We start from the raw sequence: 18,513 nt of genomic DNA, 5'->3' as shown, positions 1-18,513 counted from the left end.
CGCCATCATGGCCGTACATTACTTGCGCGCTTTACCAGCACCACCTAAGAAACCACCTTGCATACCAGTCTTGCGACGCCACCATTGGAATCCCAAGAATGAAAGTCCAGCAAGTACCAAGTAAATCCAACCTGGCAAGAGTGGGTTAATCACTGCTGGTAGGAAACCAAAGCCCATGTAGCAACCGAACCACGCTGCAAAAATAGCCAATGAGCCCAAAATTCGTACAATGACACCACGACGTTGTCCATCTGCATTTGGTGCCATAAGCATGGTCCATCCTGCAAAGAACACACCACCCGTAATTGATGTCAAAATCAAAGCTGTTACACCTAATTGTCCAACATTTTGACCTGATGCAGTTACTTGCTTAGCACTAAAGAGCAACATAATTCCGAACATCAAACTGAACATCATGAAGAAGACGAAACTGTTATCCACGGCAATCTTCCAGAAACCGTTGGCCGCATAGTTAATTGATGCTTGTTGGGCAGAGTTACTTTGTCGCACTTCTTTTGTCTTAATTCCCAAGGCATTTTCAGGTGTACCGTAAATTTGCTTAGCAGTTGCTCCTGACTTTTGAGCTTCTAACAAATTAGATTCAATTTCAGCAACTAAACCGGCATTGATTTGCTCATCATTGGCAGCAGATTGCACTTGCCACATAAATTCTTGATTACGTTTCGTTAAACCACTTTCAGCTAACTCAGCGTGTGTTTTTAATGCTGGTACTGCTTGGTTTTCATTTTTATTTTCAGTCATTTTTTTCTCCACTATACGTTGAATAGGAATTCCATGATGTCACCATCTTGGACAACATATTCCTTACCTTCTGAACGACGCTTTCCAGCTTCCTTAACTGCCTTCATTGAACCAAGTTGATCCAAGTCGTCAAAAGCAACTGTTTCAGCACGGATGAATCCACGTTCGAAGTCTGAGTGAATAACACCAGCTGCTTGAGGTGCTTTCATGCCGGCCTTAAACGTCCAGGCACGCGTTTCCTTACCACCAGCTGTAAAGAATGTACGCAAGTCTAGCAAGTGATATGCCGTACGAATCAAACGATTCAAACCAGGCTCTGTAATACCTTGCAATTCCATAAATTCTTGTTTATCTGCGTCATCCATTTCAGCAATTTCTTCCTCGGCACGAGCTGAAATTCCAATCACTTCAGCATGATCCTTTGCTGCGTACTCAGCCACTTGTTGGTAATACTCACCAGAAGTTGGATCAGCCATGTCATCTTCGGCCACGTTTGCTACGTAAAGCACTGGCTTTGAAGTCAACAAGAATAAGCTTTGGACAATCTTTTGCTCTTCTTCATTCCAATCCAATGAACGGGCGGGCTTACCAGCTTCCAAAGCTGGCTTTAGCTTTTCCAAAACTTCAAATTCAGCAACGGCATCCTTGTCCTTTGCTGACTTCGCCATCTTTTCTACCTTTGCGTAGCGCTTATCAACCGCTTCCAAATCAGCCAAAACTAATTCTGTGTTGATTGTTTCAATATCCGCAATTGGATCAACAACACCTGTCACGTGAGTAATGTCATCATCATCAAAAGCACGGACAACGTGTACAATCGCGTTCACTTGACGAATGTTTTCCAAAAACTTGTTTCCAAGTCCTTCACCTTGTGATGCACCCTTAACGATTCCGGCAATGTCAGTAAATTCAAAAGTCGTTGGTACCAACTTGTCAGCTGGTACTAGTTCTTGAATTCGCGCCAAACGATCATCTGGCACTTCAACCATTCCGACGTTAGGCTCGATTGTGGCGAAAGGATAGTTGGCCATTTCCGCCCCTGCTTTAGTAATCGCGTTAAATAGTGTTGACTTACCAACGTTTGGCAAGCCGACGATTCCTGCTGTTAAAGCCATTTTTTAATCCCTCTTTTTCTTTTAGTCTTCGTTTGCTTTTTCTAAAACGCGCTTAAAGCGCTTGTCAAAATCATGACGCGTCAACGTCACTTGGCGCTGACAACCTTGGCAGACAACTTTCATATCTGCCCCCATGCGCACAATTTTCCAAGCGTTGGCACCACAAGGGTGTCCTTTACGCATTTCGACAATATCATTTAATTCGTACATCGTCGCTCTCCTTCAGATTAATCTAATGAAATATCTAATACATCAAAAATCCGATTTAAGTCGTCGTCTGACAAATATGAAATTTCAATTTTCCCAGCCCCTTTACGGTTACGGGTAACCTTTACCTTAGTGCCAAATTTATTTTCTAAAGCCGATTGTGTCTCAGCCAGATAGGCTGATTTTTCTTCAGTTTTAGGGGTTGGTTCGGCTTGTTCATTTAACTTATTTACCAACTGCTCAACTTGACGTACGGTCATGCCTTCACGAACAACGCGTTTCGCGACTGGTACGATTCGACGCTTATTATGCAAGCCAAGCAATGTTCGCGCTTGACCCATTGATAAATCACCCGCGTCCACCATATCTTTAACTTCATCTGGCAAGTTTAATAAACGAAGCAAGTTAGCTACCGCTGAACGCGCTTTTCCTAGACGTTTTGCAACTTGTTCTTGTGTTAGATTCAACGCAGTCATCATGTCGCGGTACGCTTGTGCCTCTTCAAGCGGGGTCAAATCCTCACGTTGCAGATTCTCCAAAATAGAAGCTTGCAACATTTGTTCATCCGTATACTTACGAACAATTGCTGGAATGTTTTCCATCCCTGCTGATTGTGATGCACGCCAACGGCGTTCACCAGCCAGAATTTCATACTTTTGACTGTCTTTAGGGCTGTGGCGCACAATAATCGGTTGTAAAACACCATTTTCTTTAATTGATGCCGTTAAGTCCTGTAGGGCTTCAGCATTAAAAATGTGGCGTGGTTGGAACGGATTGGCTACAATCGACGTCACTGATAGTTCACGTACAGCATCTTCATTGCTAACTGAAGTATCAAGACCCTGATCCGCAAAGAGCGCACCTAATCCGCCACCGTCACCTAAAATAGACTTCTTCTTACTTGTCGCCATGAGCTGCCAAGACCTCCTTTGCCAAATCTAGGTAGACTTCTGCACCACGTGACTTATTATCATAGTCAATAATTGGCAAACCATGTGATGGTGCCTCAGACAGACGAACGTTTCGTGGAATATTTGTTTCGTAAACTTCACTACCAAAATAATCCCGAACACTATCGACAACTTCATTGGCTAAGTTGGTACGGGTATCAACCATCGTCAATAATACGCCTTCAATTTCCAAATCAGGATTGAAGTGTTGTTGCACAAGTTGCATGTTATTCATCAATTGTCCCAATCCTTCCAAAGCATAATATTCTGCTTGGACCGGAATCAAAATCGAATCTGCTGCTGAGAATGTATTGATTGTCACCAAACCTAACGAAGGTGGGTTGTCGATCAGAATATAGTCATACTTATCTCGAACACCTTCAACGGCTTGCTTTAGGCGAAGTTCACGCGCCATCACTGGTGCTAACTCTAGCTCAGCTCCAGCCAAACGAATCGTAGCTGGCACAATATCCATATCTGGATGTGCCGTTGGTAAGATTGCATCTTCAATTGGCATTTCATTTACTAAAACATCGTAAACGTCACGTTCAATTGTTGATTTTTGGATGCCTGATCCAGACGTCGCATTACCTTGCGCATCCGTATCAATGAGTAACACCTTTTTCCCCAGCGTTGCCAATGACGCCCCTAGGTTAACCGTGGTCGTTGTTTTACCAACCCCGCCTTTTTGATTTGCTAATGCAATAACGTGTCCCATCAAATCATCCTTTCTTTGCCTATAATGGTTTTCTTACTGGATCACCCGGCTTGCGTGGATACTTCTTAGGTGTCTTACGAACCTTTTCAATCACAATCACGGTACGTGGGTCACCATTTGGTAACGTCACATCGATTTCTGATTGAATTTTACCACCCAATGTATTAATCGCCTGCTTGCCCTGTTCAACTTCATCTTGCGCTTGGCTACCCTTCATTGCGAGTAACACACCGTGTTCCTTAACAAATGGCAATGTTAGTTCACCGAGCACATTTAAACGCGCTAATGCACGCGCCGTAGCGACATCGTACATTTCACGTTCAGGGCTATTCTTACCGCCAAACTCTTCAGCACGTGCATGGACAACTGTTACGTCCTCAAGTCCCAATTCTTGTACTAACTCACTTAAAAAATTAATTCGCTTATTCAATGAGTCAATAATCGTGATTTTCAATTGTGGGAACACAATCTTAAGGGGTAACGATGGGAAACCAGCCCCAGCCCCAACATCAATCATGTTCAATGGTTGATCCTGAAGTTTAGGGTACGCAAACGCCAACGTTAATGAGTCGTAAAAGTGCTTTAAATACACCTCATCTTGATCAGTAATTGCCGTCAAGTTCATGTGCTCGTTTACCGCAACTAAACGCTCGTAATATTTATTAAATTGTTCGATTTGGTGGTCATCTAAGTCCACACCATTTTGACGTAAAGCCGCCGTAAATTCTTCAGGGTTCATTTCATTTCTCCAAACTGATTCCAATACTAAAAGAATAGCGCAAAATGCCTATGTTATCAACACTTCTGTCGCATAAAAAAAGAATTATGTTTCATGTGAAACATAATTCTTACGCTAAAAGCTGTTAGGATAGTTTTTTCCAAATTTTTTCTTGAATTTTAGGTTGTGGATCGCGATTTAGGTCAGTCATCGTTTTCCACTCACCTTGCTTGGGTACCTGATCTTGAACGACTGTCCCCTCAAAGACCGACACAAACCATTTTTGGTGTGTGTAAATATGCGTAATTGGTGCGAGGTCGCGTTTCGTTAGGTCAACCTTCACGCCATATTGTTCAAACAACTGTTTCTCAAGAGCATTCTGAATCTCGGTTTCTGACCAATTAACATCGCGGTCGTTCACAAAATCATCAATGTTAAAAAGCGGGACGGTCCAAAAATTGGCGAGTAGGCCGGTTTCCGGCCGTTTTTCCCACAGATAAGTATCATCGTTTTTAATCACCATGGCCGCATAATGAACAGGCTTAGCCTTCTTTGCTTTTGATTTCACCGGGTACAAATCAGTTGTACCATTCTGGTAAGACGCGTCAAATTCACGCACCGGTGAATGCGCTGGGTCAGAATTTTTGGCCGACATATACGACGAACCTAAGTCCATAATGGCTTGATTAAAATCACCTGGACGCTCCTGATCAATAATTTGGTTTCCAAGCTCAAAAAACAATTTTCGTGTCGCTGGTTGGGCGATGTCGGCATCGATTTCAAACAAGCGGGCAAACACACGAAAAGCATTCCCATCAATCGCCGCTACCGGCTCATTAAAAGCAATACTAGCAATGGCAGCCGCAGTATACGGCCCCACACCCTTCAGCGCTTCCAAGGTCTGCATGGTATTGGGCCAGGCACCATCAAAGTCATTCACAATTTGTTGGGCTGCCTTTTGCATGTTACGTACTCGTGAGTAATAGCCAAGACCTTCCCATGCTTTCAATAAGTCTGCTTCTGGAGCTTTCGCTAAGTCGTCCACCGTTGGAAAAGCCTGCATGAATCGATTGAAATATGGAATAACCGTACTCACTTGTGTTTGTTGCAGCATGATTTCTGAAACCCAAACTCGATACGGGCTGTGATCTGCACGCCAGGGCAGCGTACTGCGTCCAGCTTCGTCATACCATTTTAAGAGTGTTTTTTGAAACGCATGAATTTTTTCATCATCCCACATATCAATCATTTTTTATTTTTCCGCCTTATTTTAAACATTAAAAAAGTAGCGTTTTGCGCGCTACTTTTCTTTACCATTTCGAGTTCTTGCCGTTTTAGGTAGGACAATATTAAACGTTGTTCCATGTGGAACAGTATCAACTACTTGAATTGTACCATGGTGTCCTTGTACAACCCACTTCGCAATTGAAAGCCCCAATCCATGACCACCACTGGAACGAGATCGAGCTTTATCAACACGATAGAATCGGTCAAACAAATGCTTCTTCTGATCATCAGTAACACCACTACCCGTGTCAGAAACCGATAGCTTAATTGAGTTGTTTTTCTGCTCGGCTTTGACAGTGACAACACTGTCTGGTCCAGCATACTTTTGCGCATTATCAATCAGGATAATTAATAATTGCCGAATGCGTTGTTCATCACCGTACATTGGCAATGTTTCCGGAACGTTAATTTCAAGCTTTTGATCACGTTCTTCCGCACTGAATTTAAAAATATCACCGACTTCATGCACGGTTTCAGCTAAATCAAAATCATCAAATTTAAACATCGGTACATCAGCATCTGATTGTGCGAGCGTCAACATATCACCGATTAAATTATTCAAGTGCCGAACTTCAGTGAGCGCACCCGCGACATTTTCAACTTGATCCATTACTGTATCTTGTGGATGTTCAAGCATCCGTTCCAAGTCATTTTGAATAACCGTCATAGGCGTTTTAAATTCATGAGCAGCATCGGCCACGAATCGGCGTTGTTGCTTCCAAGAACGCATAATCGGGCGCATATTTGAACGCGTCAGCATCATCGATAACAAGAGTAAGGCGATTTCAGCTAAACCAAAAATCCATAGCAATCGCCGTGAAACATTCTCAAGAATTTCATGCTCTTTAGTGATGTCGAGATAAGCCAATTTATCTCCTTGTCGCTCAAAGAAATACCAACGTCCATTAAATTCACGCTCAGTTACTTTGGACCCAGACTTAATTTTTAAAACTTGTTCCACGGTACTCGTATAATCCATAACTGGTGCTGGATCGAGTCGTTTTTGTGGATTTGGGTTCGGATTAAACGTCTGTTCTACCCGAGATTTTGGCGAATCATACATCAATTCCTTAAATTGACTAACTGAAAACAAACTAATGAATGCGAAGACCATGGTAAACCCAAAAACCATCAAAATAGTCATTTTTTCTTGCTGAGTCAAATCTTCACGAATTTTCTGAAGTGGCTTAGGCAACTTCAGTTTTTCAAAGTTAGGCGCTTGATATGGTGCATACGCCGTCTGATGTTTGTTGTTTCGCATGCAAACCTCTAATCTTCATCCGCCGCTGAAAGAGTATAACCAACGTTACGGAGCGTTTTAATATTGACTGATGCATTTGCCTTACGTAAGTTCTTACGCAAATTACTCATGTAAACTTCAACCACAGTAAGTGATGTATCTGAGTCAAAGCCCCATAAGCGATCAAAAATTTGATCCTTCGTCACAATCTGTCCCACGTGTTGCATCAGATAAACCAAGAGACCAAACTCACGTCCCTGTAAGCTCACTTCTTTACCGTCAATCAATACCTTGTGTTGGTCAACGAATACTTGAATATTTCCAACTTCCAAAGCACCATCTTGCCCCAAAACACCGGTATGACGCAAAAGGGTCTTCAAACGTGCCAATAATTCTTCTTTATAAAAAGGCTTAGTAATGTACTCGTCAGCCCCCATATCAAAGCCTTGCATCTTATCAGCTAATTCACCCTTTGCAGTTAGCATTAAGATTGGCAAATTAGGAAATTCTTCCTTGGCCTTTTTTAGAATCGTAAAGCCATCGACACCCGGCAGCATCACATCTAAAATAACGGCGTCATAAACACCTGATTCAATCTCAAATAGTCCTTCGTCTCCGTCATGCACTTGTGTCACATCACCCAGTTCACTAATTGTGTCACGAACCGTATCGTTTAATGCATAATCATCTTCCACAACTAGTAATTTAATTGTATCTCCTGCCATTGCTAGCCTCATTTCTTGAATTTACTCATCTTTTATTTAAGTTCACTTATCTTGTATCGCCAGTTTAAGGTAATCAGCTTTATCTAGGCTTTAAGTTTTAAAAAAAATGCGTTGATTATAAATAATCAACGCATCCGGACTGTGATATCACTACCACAGACACCTCTGTCTTTTAACAGATCGTGTCGCCCTTGTTTCCTCTACAAGGGCGACACGATTTGTTGTAATTCTACATTACTCAAATCGTATCACCCCCTTTCCTAGAATATCTCTATTATAACACCATCTATTCTGATGGCAAAAAAATCAATTAATTTTCTCAGTAGCTACGATAAATTGCTGCAATTGATACCGTTGTAGCTTGCCGCTCGCTGTCCTTGGCCACGGTTTGCTTAGGCGGTAGAACGCTTTGGGCACCTTATAGTGTGCAATATGTTCACGTCCATAAGCTAATAAATCGGTCGCTGAAACATTAGCTCCATCCACCAATTCGACCACTGCAACTGGTACGGCACCCCACTTTTCATCTGGTACACCAACCACACCAATTTCTTTGATTTCTGGCATTTCACGATACATCGCCTCAACTTCATCTGGAAAAATGTTCTCACCACCAGATGAAATCATATCACCTTCACGACCAACTAAGTAGAGATACCCATCATCATCCAAATATCCCATGTCACCAGTGTCAAACCAACCATCTTCAAATGCATCCGCAAATTTAGCTGGCTGGCGAACATACCCCACGGTTAAAGTTGGTGATTTAACTTGAACGCGACCAACACCATTTTCATTCGCATGGGCCAGCTTTAATTCAACAGGAAAAAGCGGCTTACCAACCGAACCCATTTTTGAAATCGCATCGGTTGGATCTAATGCAATAATTTGTGAAGCAGTTTCCGTCATACCATACGACTGCACAACTTCAACATTAACTGATTGCGCATGGCGTAATGTTGCCAAATCTGCCGGTCCTCCACCTAATAACATTGTTCGAAATGTTTCTGGGTAACATTGCCCACTTGGTAAGGCTTCTAGTAAATCTTTAAGCATCGTCGGCACAACAGAAATAGTTGTGATATTCCCTGCCATAATGTCTTGGTTGATAACCGTTGCATCAAACCGCTCATACAGTTGTACCGTCATACCATAAATTAACGAACGCATCATAATCGAAAAGCCGCTGATATGAAAAATCGGTACGGCTGCCACCCATGTATCAGATGCTGTGAGCCCCAAATTTAACATTGAGCCAACTGCCGAATAAAAATGATTACCGTAGGTTTGTTCGACCCCTTTTGGTTTCCCAGTCGTTCCAGAGGTATACATGATAGTCGTTACTTGATCTAAAGCAAATTCAGCAACTGGTTCAACCATCTGTGGGGCTTGTGACTGAACGTAATCAAACGTTACTTGTTGTACCACGTCTAGTTGTCCGGTATACGTATCAGCCTGGACAACTTGCGTAATCTCCGCATCTTCTATTTGAAAAGCTAATTCAGCTGGCGCCAAGCGATAATTCAAAAGGACAATTTCGCGACCTAATTGCTGGAGGGCCAAAATCATTTCGTACCCCAACAATGTATTTGACGTTAATACTGCAACACGTGGGTTATCATCTAAAACTCGAGCCAATTTTCCTGCTAAAGATAATACAGCCGTATTTAATTCTTGAAACGACAAACTTATGCCATTAAAACGCACCGCCGTTCGCGTTGGTGTTAACGCAACACGTTTTTGTAGCCAATTCTGCATGGTAGTCTCCTTCAATAAAAAAGCTCTCAACCAATTTTGGTTGGAGCTTAAACGACTTATGGGAACTTTGGAAATTGATCAAAGTCAGGATCGCGCTTTTCTAAGAACGCATCACGTCCTTCTTTTCCTTCGTCTGTCGTGTAATAAAGCATCGTTGCATCACCAGCAAATTGTTGCAAACCTGCAAGTCCGTCAGTATCCGCATTCATCGCTGCCTTGATAAAGCGAAGCGCAGTCGGTGACTTCTTTAGTAATTCATTTGACCATTCGATGGTTGCGTCTTCAACTTCAGCTAATGGCACTACACGGTTAATCCACCCCATGTCCATGGCCTCTTCAGCTGTATAGAACTTATTCAAGAACCAGACTTCTTTGGCACGCTTATGCCCAATTACTCGAGCTAAGTAACCTGAACCATATCCAGCATCAAATGAGCCAACCATAGGTCCTGTTTGACCAAACTTGGCATTGTCGGCAGCAACCGTCAAATCACAAACAAGTTGTAAGATGTTTCCACCACCTACAGACCAGCCCTTAACCATTGCAATGACTGGCTTTGGAATCACTCGAATTAAACGTTGCAAATCTAATACATTTAAACGGGCAATTTCATCTGGTCCAACATAACCACCGTTACCACGAACAGATTGGTCACCCCCTGATGAAAATGCTTCATCCCCGGCTCCAGTTAGGATAATAACCCCGATTGAGGCATCATCACGACAATAACTAAAAGCTTCGATTAGCTCAGAAATTGTTACTGGCGTGAATGCATTACGCTTTTCTGGACGATTGATTGTTAACTTTGCAATCTTACCTGTCCGTTCAAACAAAATTTCAGAATACGGCTTAACCGTTGACCATTCAACTTCACTCATCACTCATTATTCCCCCGTGACTTTACGACTAGATTTATCAAATTAATAACTCATATTTTAACACGTTCCAGCCGTTTCGTGGGTCGCTGTCTTTTTTTTTACAGATATCGTACAATATAGGTAATTTCAAACTAGTTACTAACACCACTTTATGATTGGAGGCTTATGAACACATTAGAATTTTTTGGTATCACAACCGAACTAGCTACTGCCAATGAAGTCGTCCTAACCATGCCCATCACTGATAAGACCAAACAACCTTACGGTATGGTCCATGGCGGTGTTAATGCCATGCTGGCAGAGACTGCTGCTAGTATCGGCGGAAATACAGTATTAGACGACGCACATCGGGCTGCAGTTGGTGTAGATCTTGAAATCCATCATCTCAATGCCGTATCTACTGGAAATCTCAAAGCAGTTGCTCAACCAATTCATATTGGTCATCGCCTACAGACTTGGCAAGTTAACATCTATGAAACCACCACTGAAACACACGTGGCCGTATCGATTGTTACCTTAACTAGTCGTACTATCTAAAGGAGTCTTTAACCATGGAAGCATTACTTATTATTGACTATACAAATGATTTTGTTGCCGATGATGGCGCCCTTACCTGCGGTGCTGCTGGTCAAGCAATTAGTGATCGTATTGTCGCTTTAGCTGAAGAATTTTACCAAAATGGCGATGCAGTCATCTTGCCAACAGATTTGCATGAACGCGATGATCCCTACCATCCTGAAACTAAGTTATTCCCACCTCACAACATTGCCGGAACGCCTGGTCGCGATTACTACGGACCGCTAGCAGATTGGGTTGCTGAACATCAAGATTCAGATAACGTATATGTTTATCCAAAAAATCGATACAGCAGTTTTGCCAATACAAATTTGGATAACTATCTTCGTTCACGTGATATCCGTAATGTTCACCTCACAGGTGTCTGCACTGACATTTGTGTCTTGCACACCGCTGTTGACGCTTATAATTTAGATTACAACATCACCGTTCACGCTGATGCCGTGGCTAGCTTTTCACCAGAGGGCCACGCTTGGGCGCTCGGTCACTTTAAAAATTCACTTGGTGCCAATGTCGTTGATGCCTAACAATAACAGTATCCTTAGGCAATTGTTGCGCCCGCAAAGTCACCTTTTTTGCAGGCAACACAACTGCCTTTTTTATTTTAAAAATCCAGCAAAATTGCTCGCTGCGTTTTATCTCCCAGAACATCCCAGGTCCGTTGCGTATCAAAAACTAATCCAAAGTCAAAATAAGCCTCTAGCTCACACAACCGTCCTTGATGAAATTTTTTATCAAGTCCACCTTGCCAATGTGGACTTGGTAAACCTGAAGCAACTTGATGGGGGACACATAAAATGACTGGTTTAATCTGTGCCCTTAATAGATCATGGACCTCTAGTAAGTGCTGCGCTTTTATTTTATGCACGCTGGGTGTTGAGATGATGGCAATAACATACGTTTGCGTTTCAGCCACGACTAATTTAATTTGGGGTGCTAACTGTCGATGCCAAAGCTTTACCAGATTCGTTCGACATAAAATAACCTGTCCATAATGGGCCTGCGCCTTTAAATAAATTGTCGAAAACACGGTTTGCCATGTATCTGGCAGTTGGACACTGAGTTGATATCCCAAGTTATCTTGATATATCCGTGTAATGCCGTCATTCAAATAAAAATGTTGTGGATATAATTCTGCTATTCCTTGCTGCTGATGTTGCCCAACTTGGTTTAACACCAGGCATTCAATATCGAGTTCTTCAATCTGCGCTTGCATCTTGGCAACCATAGTAGGTTGCCACACATCAATTTGCTTATCCATTAAGGCCATTCGCATAAATTCACCTCGTGCTTCGATTAAGAGAAAACAAATATTAGCTGAATTAGCCCTCCACCTCAAGTCAATTTGACAATAAAATGAGACCATTGCCGACCGATTTATTATCGATTAATAGGATTAACTAATTTCCGTTTGACCACTACCGCAAGTTTTACTTAGTTGACACTGTTGATGATTAGCCATATCAACTAAAAAAGACTGTGTCTATTACGACACAGTCTTTTTATTTAAAAATCACTCAATTTAGCCCAACCTGGTTTTTCATCAGGCTCAGTTTCCACTACAGGCTCTTCAGGTTCGGAACTTAAAGCAACCGTTGCTGTCGGCATATCTTCTGGTGCCAACACGTGGGTAATCGCATCTTGCAATTTAACCAGTTCATCATGGTTTAAGGTAATCCCCTTACCCATTTTCTTATGATCTGGTGACCACGTTCGTAAGTCAAACTTAGGCTGATTGTCCCCCCATTGCACAAAGTTCAACTGTAACTCCCAACCACTTTTACTCGTTGAAAGCGTACCAAATTGTTCCAAGATTTCGAATTTCAATTCTGCCATACATCAACCTCCTAAATGAAGTCCAAATCATGCGCAATTGGTTTTTGCATCATGACTTTAACAGTGTCGAGATTTTTAGTTTGCGCCAAAATCCACATCAATTTTGCGACAACCGCTTCTGTATTCATATCACCAACGGTAATTCCACCGGCTTTCGCCACCTGTTGTCCCACCTCATAGAGGTAGATATCTTGTCCTTCTTGTAGGATTTGCGTTGTGATAATCACTGGAATGCCAGCTTGCGTCATCTTTTCAATTCCCGGAATCAAGTTTCGGTTTTCGAATGGTAATCCACCATTTCCAAAACTTTCAATAATTAAACCATCAACACGCTCAGCCAAGTAATCCAGGATTTCTGGTTGTAGACCTGGAAAAGCCTTTAAAACAAAGACGTTCGTGTCCAATTTTAATTCACTTGGTATCACCTTATCTTCATTCGTTTCTGGTTCAAACAACTGCCCCATTTCACCGTCACTCACACTGGCAATATAGGGGAAATTCACACTTTCAAACGCATCATAACTCTTCGTCTTCGTCTTAACGGCACGGGTTCCCAAAATAACAAGCCCATTGAAAACAACAAACACACCATTCAAGGTGGTTTGACTCGCAAAGGTTAACGCATCATGTAAATTACGAACCGCATCTGTTTCCGCCATCCCCAATGGCACTTGTGAACCCGTTAAAATAACTGGCTTTTCGAGACCATTCAAGAGGTATGACAAGCCCGCAGCTGTGTAACCCATCGTATCGGTTCCATGCGTAATAATAAAAGCATCGTATTCGGCTTGGTGTTGCTGGATTCGTTCTGCCAACGCCACCCAGTCTTCGGGTTGCATGTTCGTTGAGTCTTTATTCATGACACTCTCAACTGACAACTCAACCCCAGGGCGTTCCCCAAAGTAACTGATTAACACATCGTCAGCCATCCCAGGGGCTAGGCCGTTTTCAGTTTTGCGTGAAGCAATGGTTCCACCCGTTGTTAATACTAAAATTTTCTGCATGTTTTTCCCTCCACGCCGTCTTTTTCATTAAAATTCATTATCGCACATAAAAAAGAAGTTGGGAAACCCCAACTTCTTTCACAATCACATTAAGATTTTGAATCTGCTTCAACCTTATTTTTTGTACTATGACGAATGCCATAAACAAAGTATAAGACGATTCCAATTGCTAACCAACCAGCCATCAAGATTAAGGCATCAACATTCAATGTTAAGAATAGTCCGGCAGCTGACAAAGCAGCAAGAATCGGGATAACTGGATAACCAGGAACTTTGTAACCTGTATTAACAATATCCTTACGACGACGTAGCAACAAGACACCTACTGAAGCCAAGATAAAGGCAATCAAAGTTCCAGCTGAAACTAAGTTTGAAAGCAAGTTAATTGGGAAGATTGAGCCTAAGAAGACGGCCGCAACCAACATCAATACAGTTGCATTTCCAGGTAATCCACGCTTATCAAGTTTTCCAATTTGCTGTGGAATCAATCCATCACGTCCGAATGAGTATAGCAAACGTGATCCACCAACCATTAAGGCAATCAATCCCGTGAACATTCCAACTAAGGCAACAATTGATAGCAAGTTCGCTGTAAAGAAGTGTCCTGTTTGACGCAAAGCCCAAGCAGCAGGTTCAGCGTTTCCGGCATAACGTTCATATGGGAACATTCCTGTCAAAACTGCTGAAACCGCAACGAATAGGACGGTCGCAATCAACAACGTTCCAATAATGGCACGTGGCATTGTTTTTTGTGGGTTTTTAACTTCCGCTGAGTTAGCAGCAATCGTATCGAACCCAATATAAGCAAAGAAGACTTGTGAGGCACCGTGCAAAATACCAATACCACCACCAAAATCAGTACCAGCGCGGTGAGCAGGCACAAATGGTACCCAGTTATTAACTTGTACTGCTGTTAAACCAACAACGATAAAGAGAATAATCACGGCGACTTTTAAGATAACTAACCAGTTTTCAACAATGGCAGCAGCCTTAACCCCACGCATCACTAATAATCCAACTCCGATTAGCGCGAGTGCCCCAAACAAATCAATAAATTGACCTTTGGCTGGATTAAATGATCCCGAAATGGCAGCAGGTAATTTAATGCCAAAACTATTGACGAATCCTTGGAAATAAGATGACCAAGCAGATGACACGAATGCCAAAGCAATCAAGTATTCAGAAAGAACGGCCCAACCGGCCACCCAACCCATAAATTCACCAAAAATAACATTCGCCCAAGAATAGATTGAACCAGCAAATGGCATTGCTGATGCTAACTCTGAATATGATAAGGCTGATAAACCTGCAACAAAAGCGGCAACAATAAATGAAATGACAACAGCGGGTCCAGCATAATCAGCTGCAACGATTCCCGGCATCGTAAAGATTCCGGCTCCAACAACTGTTCCAATTCCCATGGCCACCATGTCTTTAAGTCCCAAAACAGGCTTTAGATGACCGTCCTTATCCGCGTAATTCTGGGGATTTTCTTTTCGCCCCATATTTGCTAAAACATTTGATTTAGTCATAAGCTTCTCCCTTTTTACGGCTATAATACCAATACACTGGTAAGCCAATAAATACTAATCCAATCGCAATGATGGATGATCCAAAATCATTAATTAATGTACTAATCAGGACAAATAATGCCCCTAAAATCGCAATCAGTGGTACCCATGGATAACCTGGCACTGAAAAAATTGATTCGAGTTCTTGGAGTGGTTCCGCGACTTGCGCGGCTTGCTTGTCACGGTGACGTAAAATGAATAATCCAACGAATGTCGCCGTATAGAAGATCCAAATAATAAACACTGCAATATTTGATAACCAATCCGCTGATGCTGTGAATTGCAACAAGCTGGCCGTCACCGTTAGAAAGACAATCGAACCAATCGGTTCATTAAAGCGATTCACTTTGGCTAACCATTTTGGTAATACGCCGTCTTCCGCCATCGCAAATGTCATCCGTGGTAGTGCCATTAACTTCCCATTAATCGTTCCCAAAATTGAAATCAGAATAATGATTGTTAATAGACGACCACCTAATTTACCAAAGGCTTGCGTCACAACGCCAAAAGTTGCATTGTCACCCAATCGAACAATTTCGTTTGCTGGCATGGCACGCATCATCCCATATGAGATACCCGCATAAGCCACGACTACAATTAAAATACCAATCACAATTGCGCGTGGCAGGTTCTTTTGTGGATTCTTTAACTCGCCACCCATGTTGGTCAAAGTCGCCCAGCCATCATAGGCAAACAACGTTGCTAAGACGGCCATTCCAAATCCGCCAGATGGTGTTGCCGTAACGGTGGCAACTGACTGATTTAATGCATCCACTTTACCAAAAAACAAACCATATGCAATTACAGCAATAATTGGTAATAATTTAATCGACGTTGTGATGACAGCAAAAGCCGCCGGAACACGATTATCTAGTAAATTAATACCTGTAATAAATAAAATGGTTAAAATAGCGACGAGTAGCTGCCATTGTTGTGACAGGCCGAAAAAATTATTAAACAAGATGGCAAAGTAAGCCGATAATGAGGCAACAATCGCTGGTGCGTACAGCACCGTTTGCGCCCAACCGGTTAAAAATCCCCAAACTTTTCCATAAATCTTTTCCATGTAAATGTACAGGCCACCAGTCAATGGAATCCGCGCCCCAATTTCTGAAATGGTCAGGCCAGCTGCTAGTGTAATCAATCCACCGAAAATCCAAGCTAACAAAGCTGGTGTACTTCCACCAGCCGTTGCGATGACTTGTGCCTGCTTAAAGAAAATTCCAGAACCAATCACAGTTCCAACAACCAACGAAATCCCTGACGTTACACCGACCGACCGTTTCAATCCAGCCGTTTTTTCCATATATCTGAGCTCCTTTGTACGAAAAAACCAACTGGCCTACTGCGATAACGCGTAAGTTATCGGCACGGGGTCAATTGGTTTGGGGGAATTCTGTCATGTTGATCTATATCAAGCAGAAAAACCCCAACCAGTCACGAGACTAATTGAGGTGAGAACCAACACTTGATTTGAATTTGAATAATTGCTTTGCATAATCTTGGCTCTCCCTTCTGGCTTGTTTTAGAATAATTAGAATTCTATCATTTTAAATTACCACTGGCAAGCCCTAAGATTTGTTTTTCTGAAAACAAACTTAAATTCTTCTTTGTTTGCCATTTAAGGTTTTTCTTTTTTTTAATATGAAAATACCTTGTAAAAATTCGCATTCAGTGGCGCCACGCTTTACAATGAAAGTAAGTCATTACCTGGAGGTATTTTATGTTAGCAATTAAATTAAATCAATTTGGTGGTGTTGATGCGCTCAAAGAAGCTACTGTTGACCGACCCACCCCTTCTGCGAAGCAAGTCTTAATTGAAAACCATGCCGTCGCAATCGACCCTTATGATGTTAAGTTCGTGATGGGTCTCATGGGTGAAGGTGATAAATTACCCTTAATTCCGGGTTCAAGTGTTGTTGGTGAAGTTGTTGCCGTCGGTGCCGACGTCACCGACTTTAAGGTTGGTGAGCGCGTGGCTGCCAATCGTCACCATCAGACTTACGCTGAGTATGTGCCCGTCAGCCAATCCGCCTTAGCTAAAGTTCCGGATACAATCAGTGATGCCACCGCGGTGGCATCCGTTTTAGGTGCAGCAACTGGTTATCAGATGATCCTTGTGGACTTAAACGTACAAGCCGGTGAAAAGGTACTCATCCAAGGTGGTTCTGGAAGCGTTGGTAGTGTGGCCATTCAAGCAGCCCTCAATCGTGGGGCAGAGGTTTACGCTACCAGTAGTGCTGCACATTTTGATTATCTCCAGAGTTTGGGGGATGTGCATCCAATTGATTATCACACCGACTATGAAAACGACTTAAGTAATTTTGATGCTGTGCTTGATACAGTTGGTGGAGCCACAACGGTAAAATCGGCGCAAGTGCTTAAAACAGGTGGGCGTTTGGTCAACTTATCTTCTGACCCCCAGCTAGAGGAATTAAGTCAGCGTTTTAGCATTGATGCCAAGGCAGGCTACTTAGCCGGTAAAGGTGCATTACTAAGCGAACTCTTGGCCGATATTGCTGCCGACCGTATTACCATTAAGATTGCTGATACAAAACCATTCAATCAAGCAAACCTTCAAGCAGACCACGCGCTCATGCGTGCGGAAAGCCCTGTCGGTAAGCTTATTCTCGAATTTTAAAGTAAGGAGCCAAATAAATGCAAGATATTACCCCTGATTATTATCAAGAAGTTGTCGACGCCTTAGCAGAACGAGGTGTGACATTAGACGCACTCGCCCCTATGGTGATTGAAGGACAAAAGGATCATATTCCTGACCTACCCTATGAAACGGCCCTAACGTCCATTGAACATGTTCTTCATAAGACTGAATCACAAGACGCCATCTTAACTGGGCTCGCCTTAGATGATTTAGCACAAGCTGGAAAACTGCCCGAGCCATTGCAAACACGCGTGCAAGAAGATTCAAGTACTTATGGCGTTGACGAACAATTAGTTATGTCTATTTTGGGGCTCTACGGTACTATTTCATGGACCAACTTTGGCTTCCTTGATCGTACCAAGCCCGGTATTATTGGTGAGTTAAACGATGCTCAGAAAAATGGCGGTCGCGTAAATACATTTATTGATGACCTTGTTGCCGCGATTGTCGCAGCAGCGGAAGCACGAATTGCCCACGACTATAAATAAAAAAACGTCTAGCACAAT

At 42.5% G+C, this 18,513-nt stretch carries 20 protein-coding genes; 4 read left to right on the top strand and 16 right to left on the bottom strand.

Going from position 1 to position 18,513, the window contains the following annotated elements; genetic code table 11:
• Window positions 1–18: 18 nt before the first annotated feature.
• From IE337_RS00380 to menB, 11 genes are all read right to left on the bottom strand, one after another.
• Window positions 19–762: a DUF1129 family protein gene (locus tag IE337_RS00380; RefSeq protein ID WP_072152388.1), complete on the bottom strand. Its 744-nt coding sequence runs from the start codon at window positions 760–762 to the stop codon at window positions 19–21.
• 11 nt (window positions 763–773) lie between these two features.
• Entirely contained in the window at window positions 774–1,877 is a 1,104-nt protein-coding gene (ychF, locus tag IE337_RS00375) for a redox-regulated ATPase YchF (RefSeq protein WP_072152387.1), read from the bottom strand.
• A 21-nt stretch (window positions 1,878–1,898) separates the two neighbouring features.
• Window positions 1,899–2,087, bottom strand: a complete 189-nt coding sequence (locus tag IE337_RS00370) for a DUF951 domain-containing protein (protein WP_072152386.1) — start codon at window positions 2,085–2,087, stop codon at window positions 1,899–1,901.
• 17 nt (window positions 2,088–2,104) lie between these two features.
• A complete protein-coding gene (locus tag IE337_RS00365; RefSeq protein WP_191136414.1) occupies window positions 2,105–2,995 on the bottom strand; it encodes a ParB/RepB/Spo0J family partition protein in 891 nt (296 codons plus the stop codon).
• Entirely contained in the window at window positions 2,982–3,752 is a 771-nt protein-coding gene (locus IE337_RS00360) for a ParA family protein (protein WP_057744867.1), read from the bottom strand. The genes IE337_RS00365 and IE337_RS00360 overlap by 14 nt, the downstream gene beginning before the upstream one ends.
• 19 nt (window positions 3,753–3,771) lie before the next feature.
• Complete coding sequence (rsmG, locus tag IE337_RS00355; protein ID WP_191136413.1) at window positions 3,772–4,491, bottom strand: 16S rRNA (guanine(527)-N(7))-methyltransferase RsmG; 720 nt, start codon at window positions 4,489–4,491, stop codon at window positions 3,772–3,774.
• A gap of 124 nt (window positions 4,492–4,615) precedes the next feature.
• A complete protein-coding gene (gene mutY, locus IE337_RS00350) occupies window positions 4,616–5,719 on the bottom strand; it encodes an A/G-specific adenine glycosylase (protein ID WP_191136412.1) in 1,104 nt (367 codons plus the stop codon).
• Window positions 5,720–5,770: 51 nt separating this feature from the next.
• Window positions 5,771–7,018 (bottom strand): sensor histidine kinase, encoded by a 1,248-nt coding sequence (locus IE337_RS00345; protein WP_057744858.1) that lies wholly within the window; start codon window positions 7,016–7,018, stop codon window positions 5,771–5,773.
• Between the two features lie 8 nt (window positions 7,019–7,026).
• Window positions 7,027–7,722 (bottom strand): response regulator transcription factor, encoded by a 696-nt coding sequence (locus IE337_RS00340; protein ID WP_057744855.1) that lies wholly within the window; start codon window positions 7,720–7,722, stop codon window positions 7,027–7,029.
• A gap of 306 nt (window positions 7,723–8,028) precedes the next feature.
• On the bottom strand, window positions 8,029–9,480 hold the full coding sequence (locus tag IE337_RS00335) for an o-succinylbenzoate--CoA ligase (protein ID WP_191136411.1): 1,452 nt from the start codon (window positions 9,478–9,480) through the stop codon (window positions 8,029–8,031).
• Between the two features lie 56 nt (window positions 9,481–9,536).
• A complete protein-coding gene (gene menB / locus IE337_RS00330; protein ID WP_057744849.1) occupies window positions 9,537–10,358 on the bottom strand; it encodes a 1,4-dihydroxy-2-naphthoyl-CoA synthase in 822 nt (273 codons plus the stop codon).
• Between the two features lie 165 nt (window positions 10,359–10,523).
• On the opposite strand from menB, the gene IE337_RS00325 reads away from it, so the two are divergent.
• On the top strand, window positions 10,524–10,895 hold the full coding sequence (locus IE337_RS00325; protein WP_191136410.1) for a PaaI family thioesterase: 372 nt from the start codon (window positions 10,524–10,526) through the stop codon (window positions 10,893–10,895).
• A 14-nt stretch (window positions 10,896–10,909) separates the two neighbouring features.
• Window positions 10,910–11,461: a cysteine hydrolase family protein gene (locus IE337_RS00320; RefSeq protein WP_191136409.1), complete on the top strand. Its 552-nt coding sequence runs from the start codon at window positions 10,910–10,912 to the stop codon at window positions 11,459–11,461.
• A gap of 77 nt (window positions 11,462–11,538) precedes the next feature.
• Here IE337_RS00320 and IE337_RS00315 read toward each other — a convergent pair whose 3' ends face one another.
• From IE337_RS00315 to IE337_RS00295, 5 genes are all read right to left on the bottom strand, one after another.
• The gene (locus IE337_RS00315; RefSeq protein ID WP_191136408.1) at window positions 11,539–12,210 is read right to left on the bottom strand and encodes a hypothetical protein; all 672 of its coding nucleotides are present in this window, start codon (window positions 12,208–12,210) and stop codon (window positions 11,539–11,541) included.
• A 230-nt stretch (window positions 12,211–12,440) separates the two neighbouring features.
• Window positions 12,441–12,770, bottom strand: coding sequence for a YdbC family protein (locus tag IE337_RS00310; RefSeq protein WP_057744835.1), 330 nt, complete (start codon window positions 12,768–12,770; stop codon window positions 12,441–12,443).
• A gap of 11 nt (window positions 12,771–12,781) precedes the next feature.
• A complete protein-coding gene (locus tag IE337_RS00305) occupies window positions 12,782–13,774 on the bottom strand; it encodes an asparaginase (protein WP_191136407.1) in 993 nt (330 codons plus the stop codon).
• Window positions 13,775–13,863: 89 nt separating this feature from the next.
• Window positions 13,864–15,306 (bottom strand): APC family permease, encoded by a 1,443-nt coding sequence (locus tag IE337_RS00300; protein WP_191136406.1) that lies wholly within the window; start codon window positions 15,304–15,306, stop codon window positions 13,864–13,866.
• Entirely contained in the window at window positions 15,299–16,651 is a 1,353-nt protein-coding gene (locus tag IE337_RS00295; protein ID WP_191136405.1) for an APC family permease, read from the bottom strand. The genes IE337_RS00300 and IE337_RS00295 overlap by 8 nt, the downstream gene beginning before the upstream one ends.
• A 417-nt stretch (window positions 16,652–17,068) precedes the next feature.
• On the opposite strand from IE337_RS00295, the gene IE337_RS00290 reads away from it, so the two are divergent.
• Both IE337_RS00290 and IE337_RS00285 read left to right on the top strand, forming a co-directional pair.
• Window positions 17,069–17,986, top strand: a complete 918-nt coding sequence (locus tag IE337_RS00290) for an NADP-dependent oxidoreductase (protein WP_191136404.1) — start codon at window positions 17,069–17,071, stop codon at window positions 17,984–17,986.
• 17 nt (window positions 17,987–18,003) lie between these two features.
• Window positions 18,004–18,495 (top strand): phosphatidylglycerophosphatase A family protein, encoded by a 492-nt coding sequence (locus tag IE337_RS00285; RefSeq protein ID WP_112468743.1) that lies wholly within the window; start codon window positions 18,004–18,006, stop codon window positions 18,493–18,495.
• Window positions 18,496–18,513 lie beyond the last annotated feature (18 nt).

It is taken from the genome of Weissella viridescens, from assembly GCF_014789145.1.
In the GTDB taxonomy this organism is placed as follows: Bacteria; Bacillota; Bacilli; order Lactobacillales; family Lactobacillaceae; genus Weissella; species Weissella viridescens.
This window is presented reverse-complemented; position numbering and strand designations above follow the sequence as displayed.

Coding starts and splice junctions, on each gene's coding strand:
- IE337_RS00285 (WP_112468743.1), top strand. CDS start 18,004: ATGCAAGATATTACCCCTGATTATTATCAAGAAGTTGTCGACGCCTTA.
- IE337_RS00300 (WP_191136406.1), bottom strand. CDS start 15,306: ATGACTAAATCAAATGTTTTAGCAAATATGGGGCGAAAAGAAAATCCC.
- menB (WP_057744849.1), bottom strand. CDS start 10,358: ATGAGTGAAGTTGAATGGTCAACGGTTAAGCCGTATTCTGAAATTTTG.
- ychF (WP_072152387.1), bottom strand. CDS start 1,877: ATGGCTTTAACAGCAGGAATCGTCGGCTTGCCAAACGTTGGTAAGTCA.
- IE337_RS00320 (WP_191136409.1), top strand. CDS start 10,910: ATGGAAGCATTACTTATTATTGACTATACAAATGATTTTGTTGCCGAT.
- IE337_RS00315 (WP_191136408.1), bottom strand. CDS start 12,210: ATGCGAATGGCCTTAATGGATAAGCAAATTGATGTGTGGCAACCTACT.
- IE337_RS00325 (WP_191136410.1), top strand. CDS start 10,524: ATGAACACATTAGAATTTTTTGGTATCACAACCGAACTAGCTACTGCC.
- IE337_RS00290 (WP_191136404.1), top strand. CDS start 17,069: ATGTTAGCAATTAAATTAAATCAATTTGGTGGTGTTGATGCGCTCAAA.
- IE337_RS00305 (WP_191136407.1), bottom strand. CDS start 13,774: ATGCAGAAAATTTTAGTATTAACAACGGGTGGAACCATTGCTTCACGC.
- IE337_RS00310 (WP_057744835.1), bottom strand. CDS start 12,770: ATGGCAGAATTGAAATTCGAAATCTTGGAACAATTTGGTACGCTTTCA.
- IE337_RS00345 (WP_057744858.1), bottom strand. CDS start 7,018: ATGCGAAACAACAAACATCAGACGGCGTATGCACCATATCAAGCGCCT.
- IE337_RS00295 (WP_191136405.1), bottom strand. CDS start 16,651: ATGGAAAAAACGGCTGGATTGAAACGGTCGGTCGGTGTAACGTCAGGG.
- IE337_RS00360 (WP_057744867.1), bottom strand. CDS start 3,752: ATGGGACACGTTATTGCATTAGCAAATCAAAAAGGCGGGGTTGGTAAA.
- rsmG (WP_191136413.1), bottom strand. CDS start 4,491: ATGAACCCTGAAGAATTTACGGCGGCTTTACGTCAAAATGGTGTGGAC.
- IE337_RS00335 (WP_191136411.1), bottom strand. CDS start 9,480: ATGCAGAATTGGCTACAAAAACGTGTTGCGTTAACACCAACGCGAACG.
- IE337_RS00365 (WP_191136414.1), bottom strand. CDS start 2,995: ATGGCGACAAGTAAGAAGAAGTCTATTTTAGGTGACGGTGGCGGATTA.
- IE337_RS00370 (WP_072152386.1), bottom strand. CDS start 2,087: ATGTACGAATTAAATGATATTGTCGAAATGCGTAAAGGACACCCTTGT.
- IE337_RS00380 (WP_072152388.1), bottom strand. CDS start 762: ATGACTGAAAATAAAAATGAAAACCAAGCAGTACCAGCATTAAAAACA.
- mutY (WP_191136412.1), bottom strand. CDS start 5,719: ATGATTGATATGTGGGATGATGAAAAAATTCATGCGTTTCAAAAAACA.
- IE337_RS00340 (WP_057744855.1), bottom strand. CDS start 7,722: ATGGCAGGAGATACAATTAAATTACTAGTTGTGGAAGATGATTATGCA.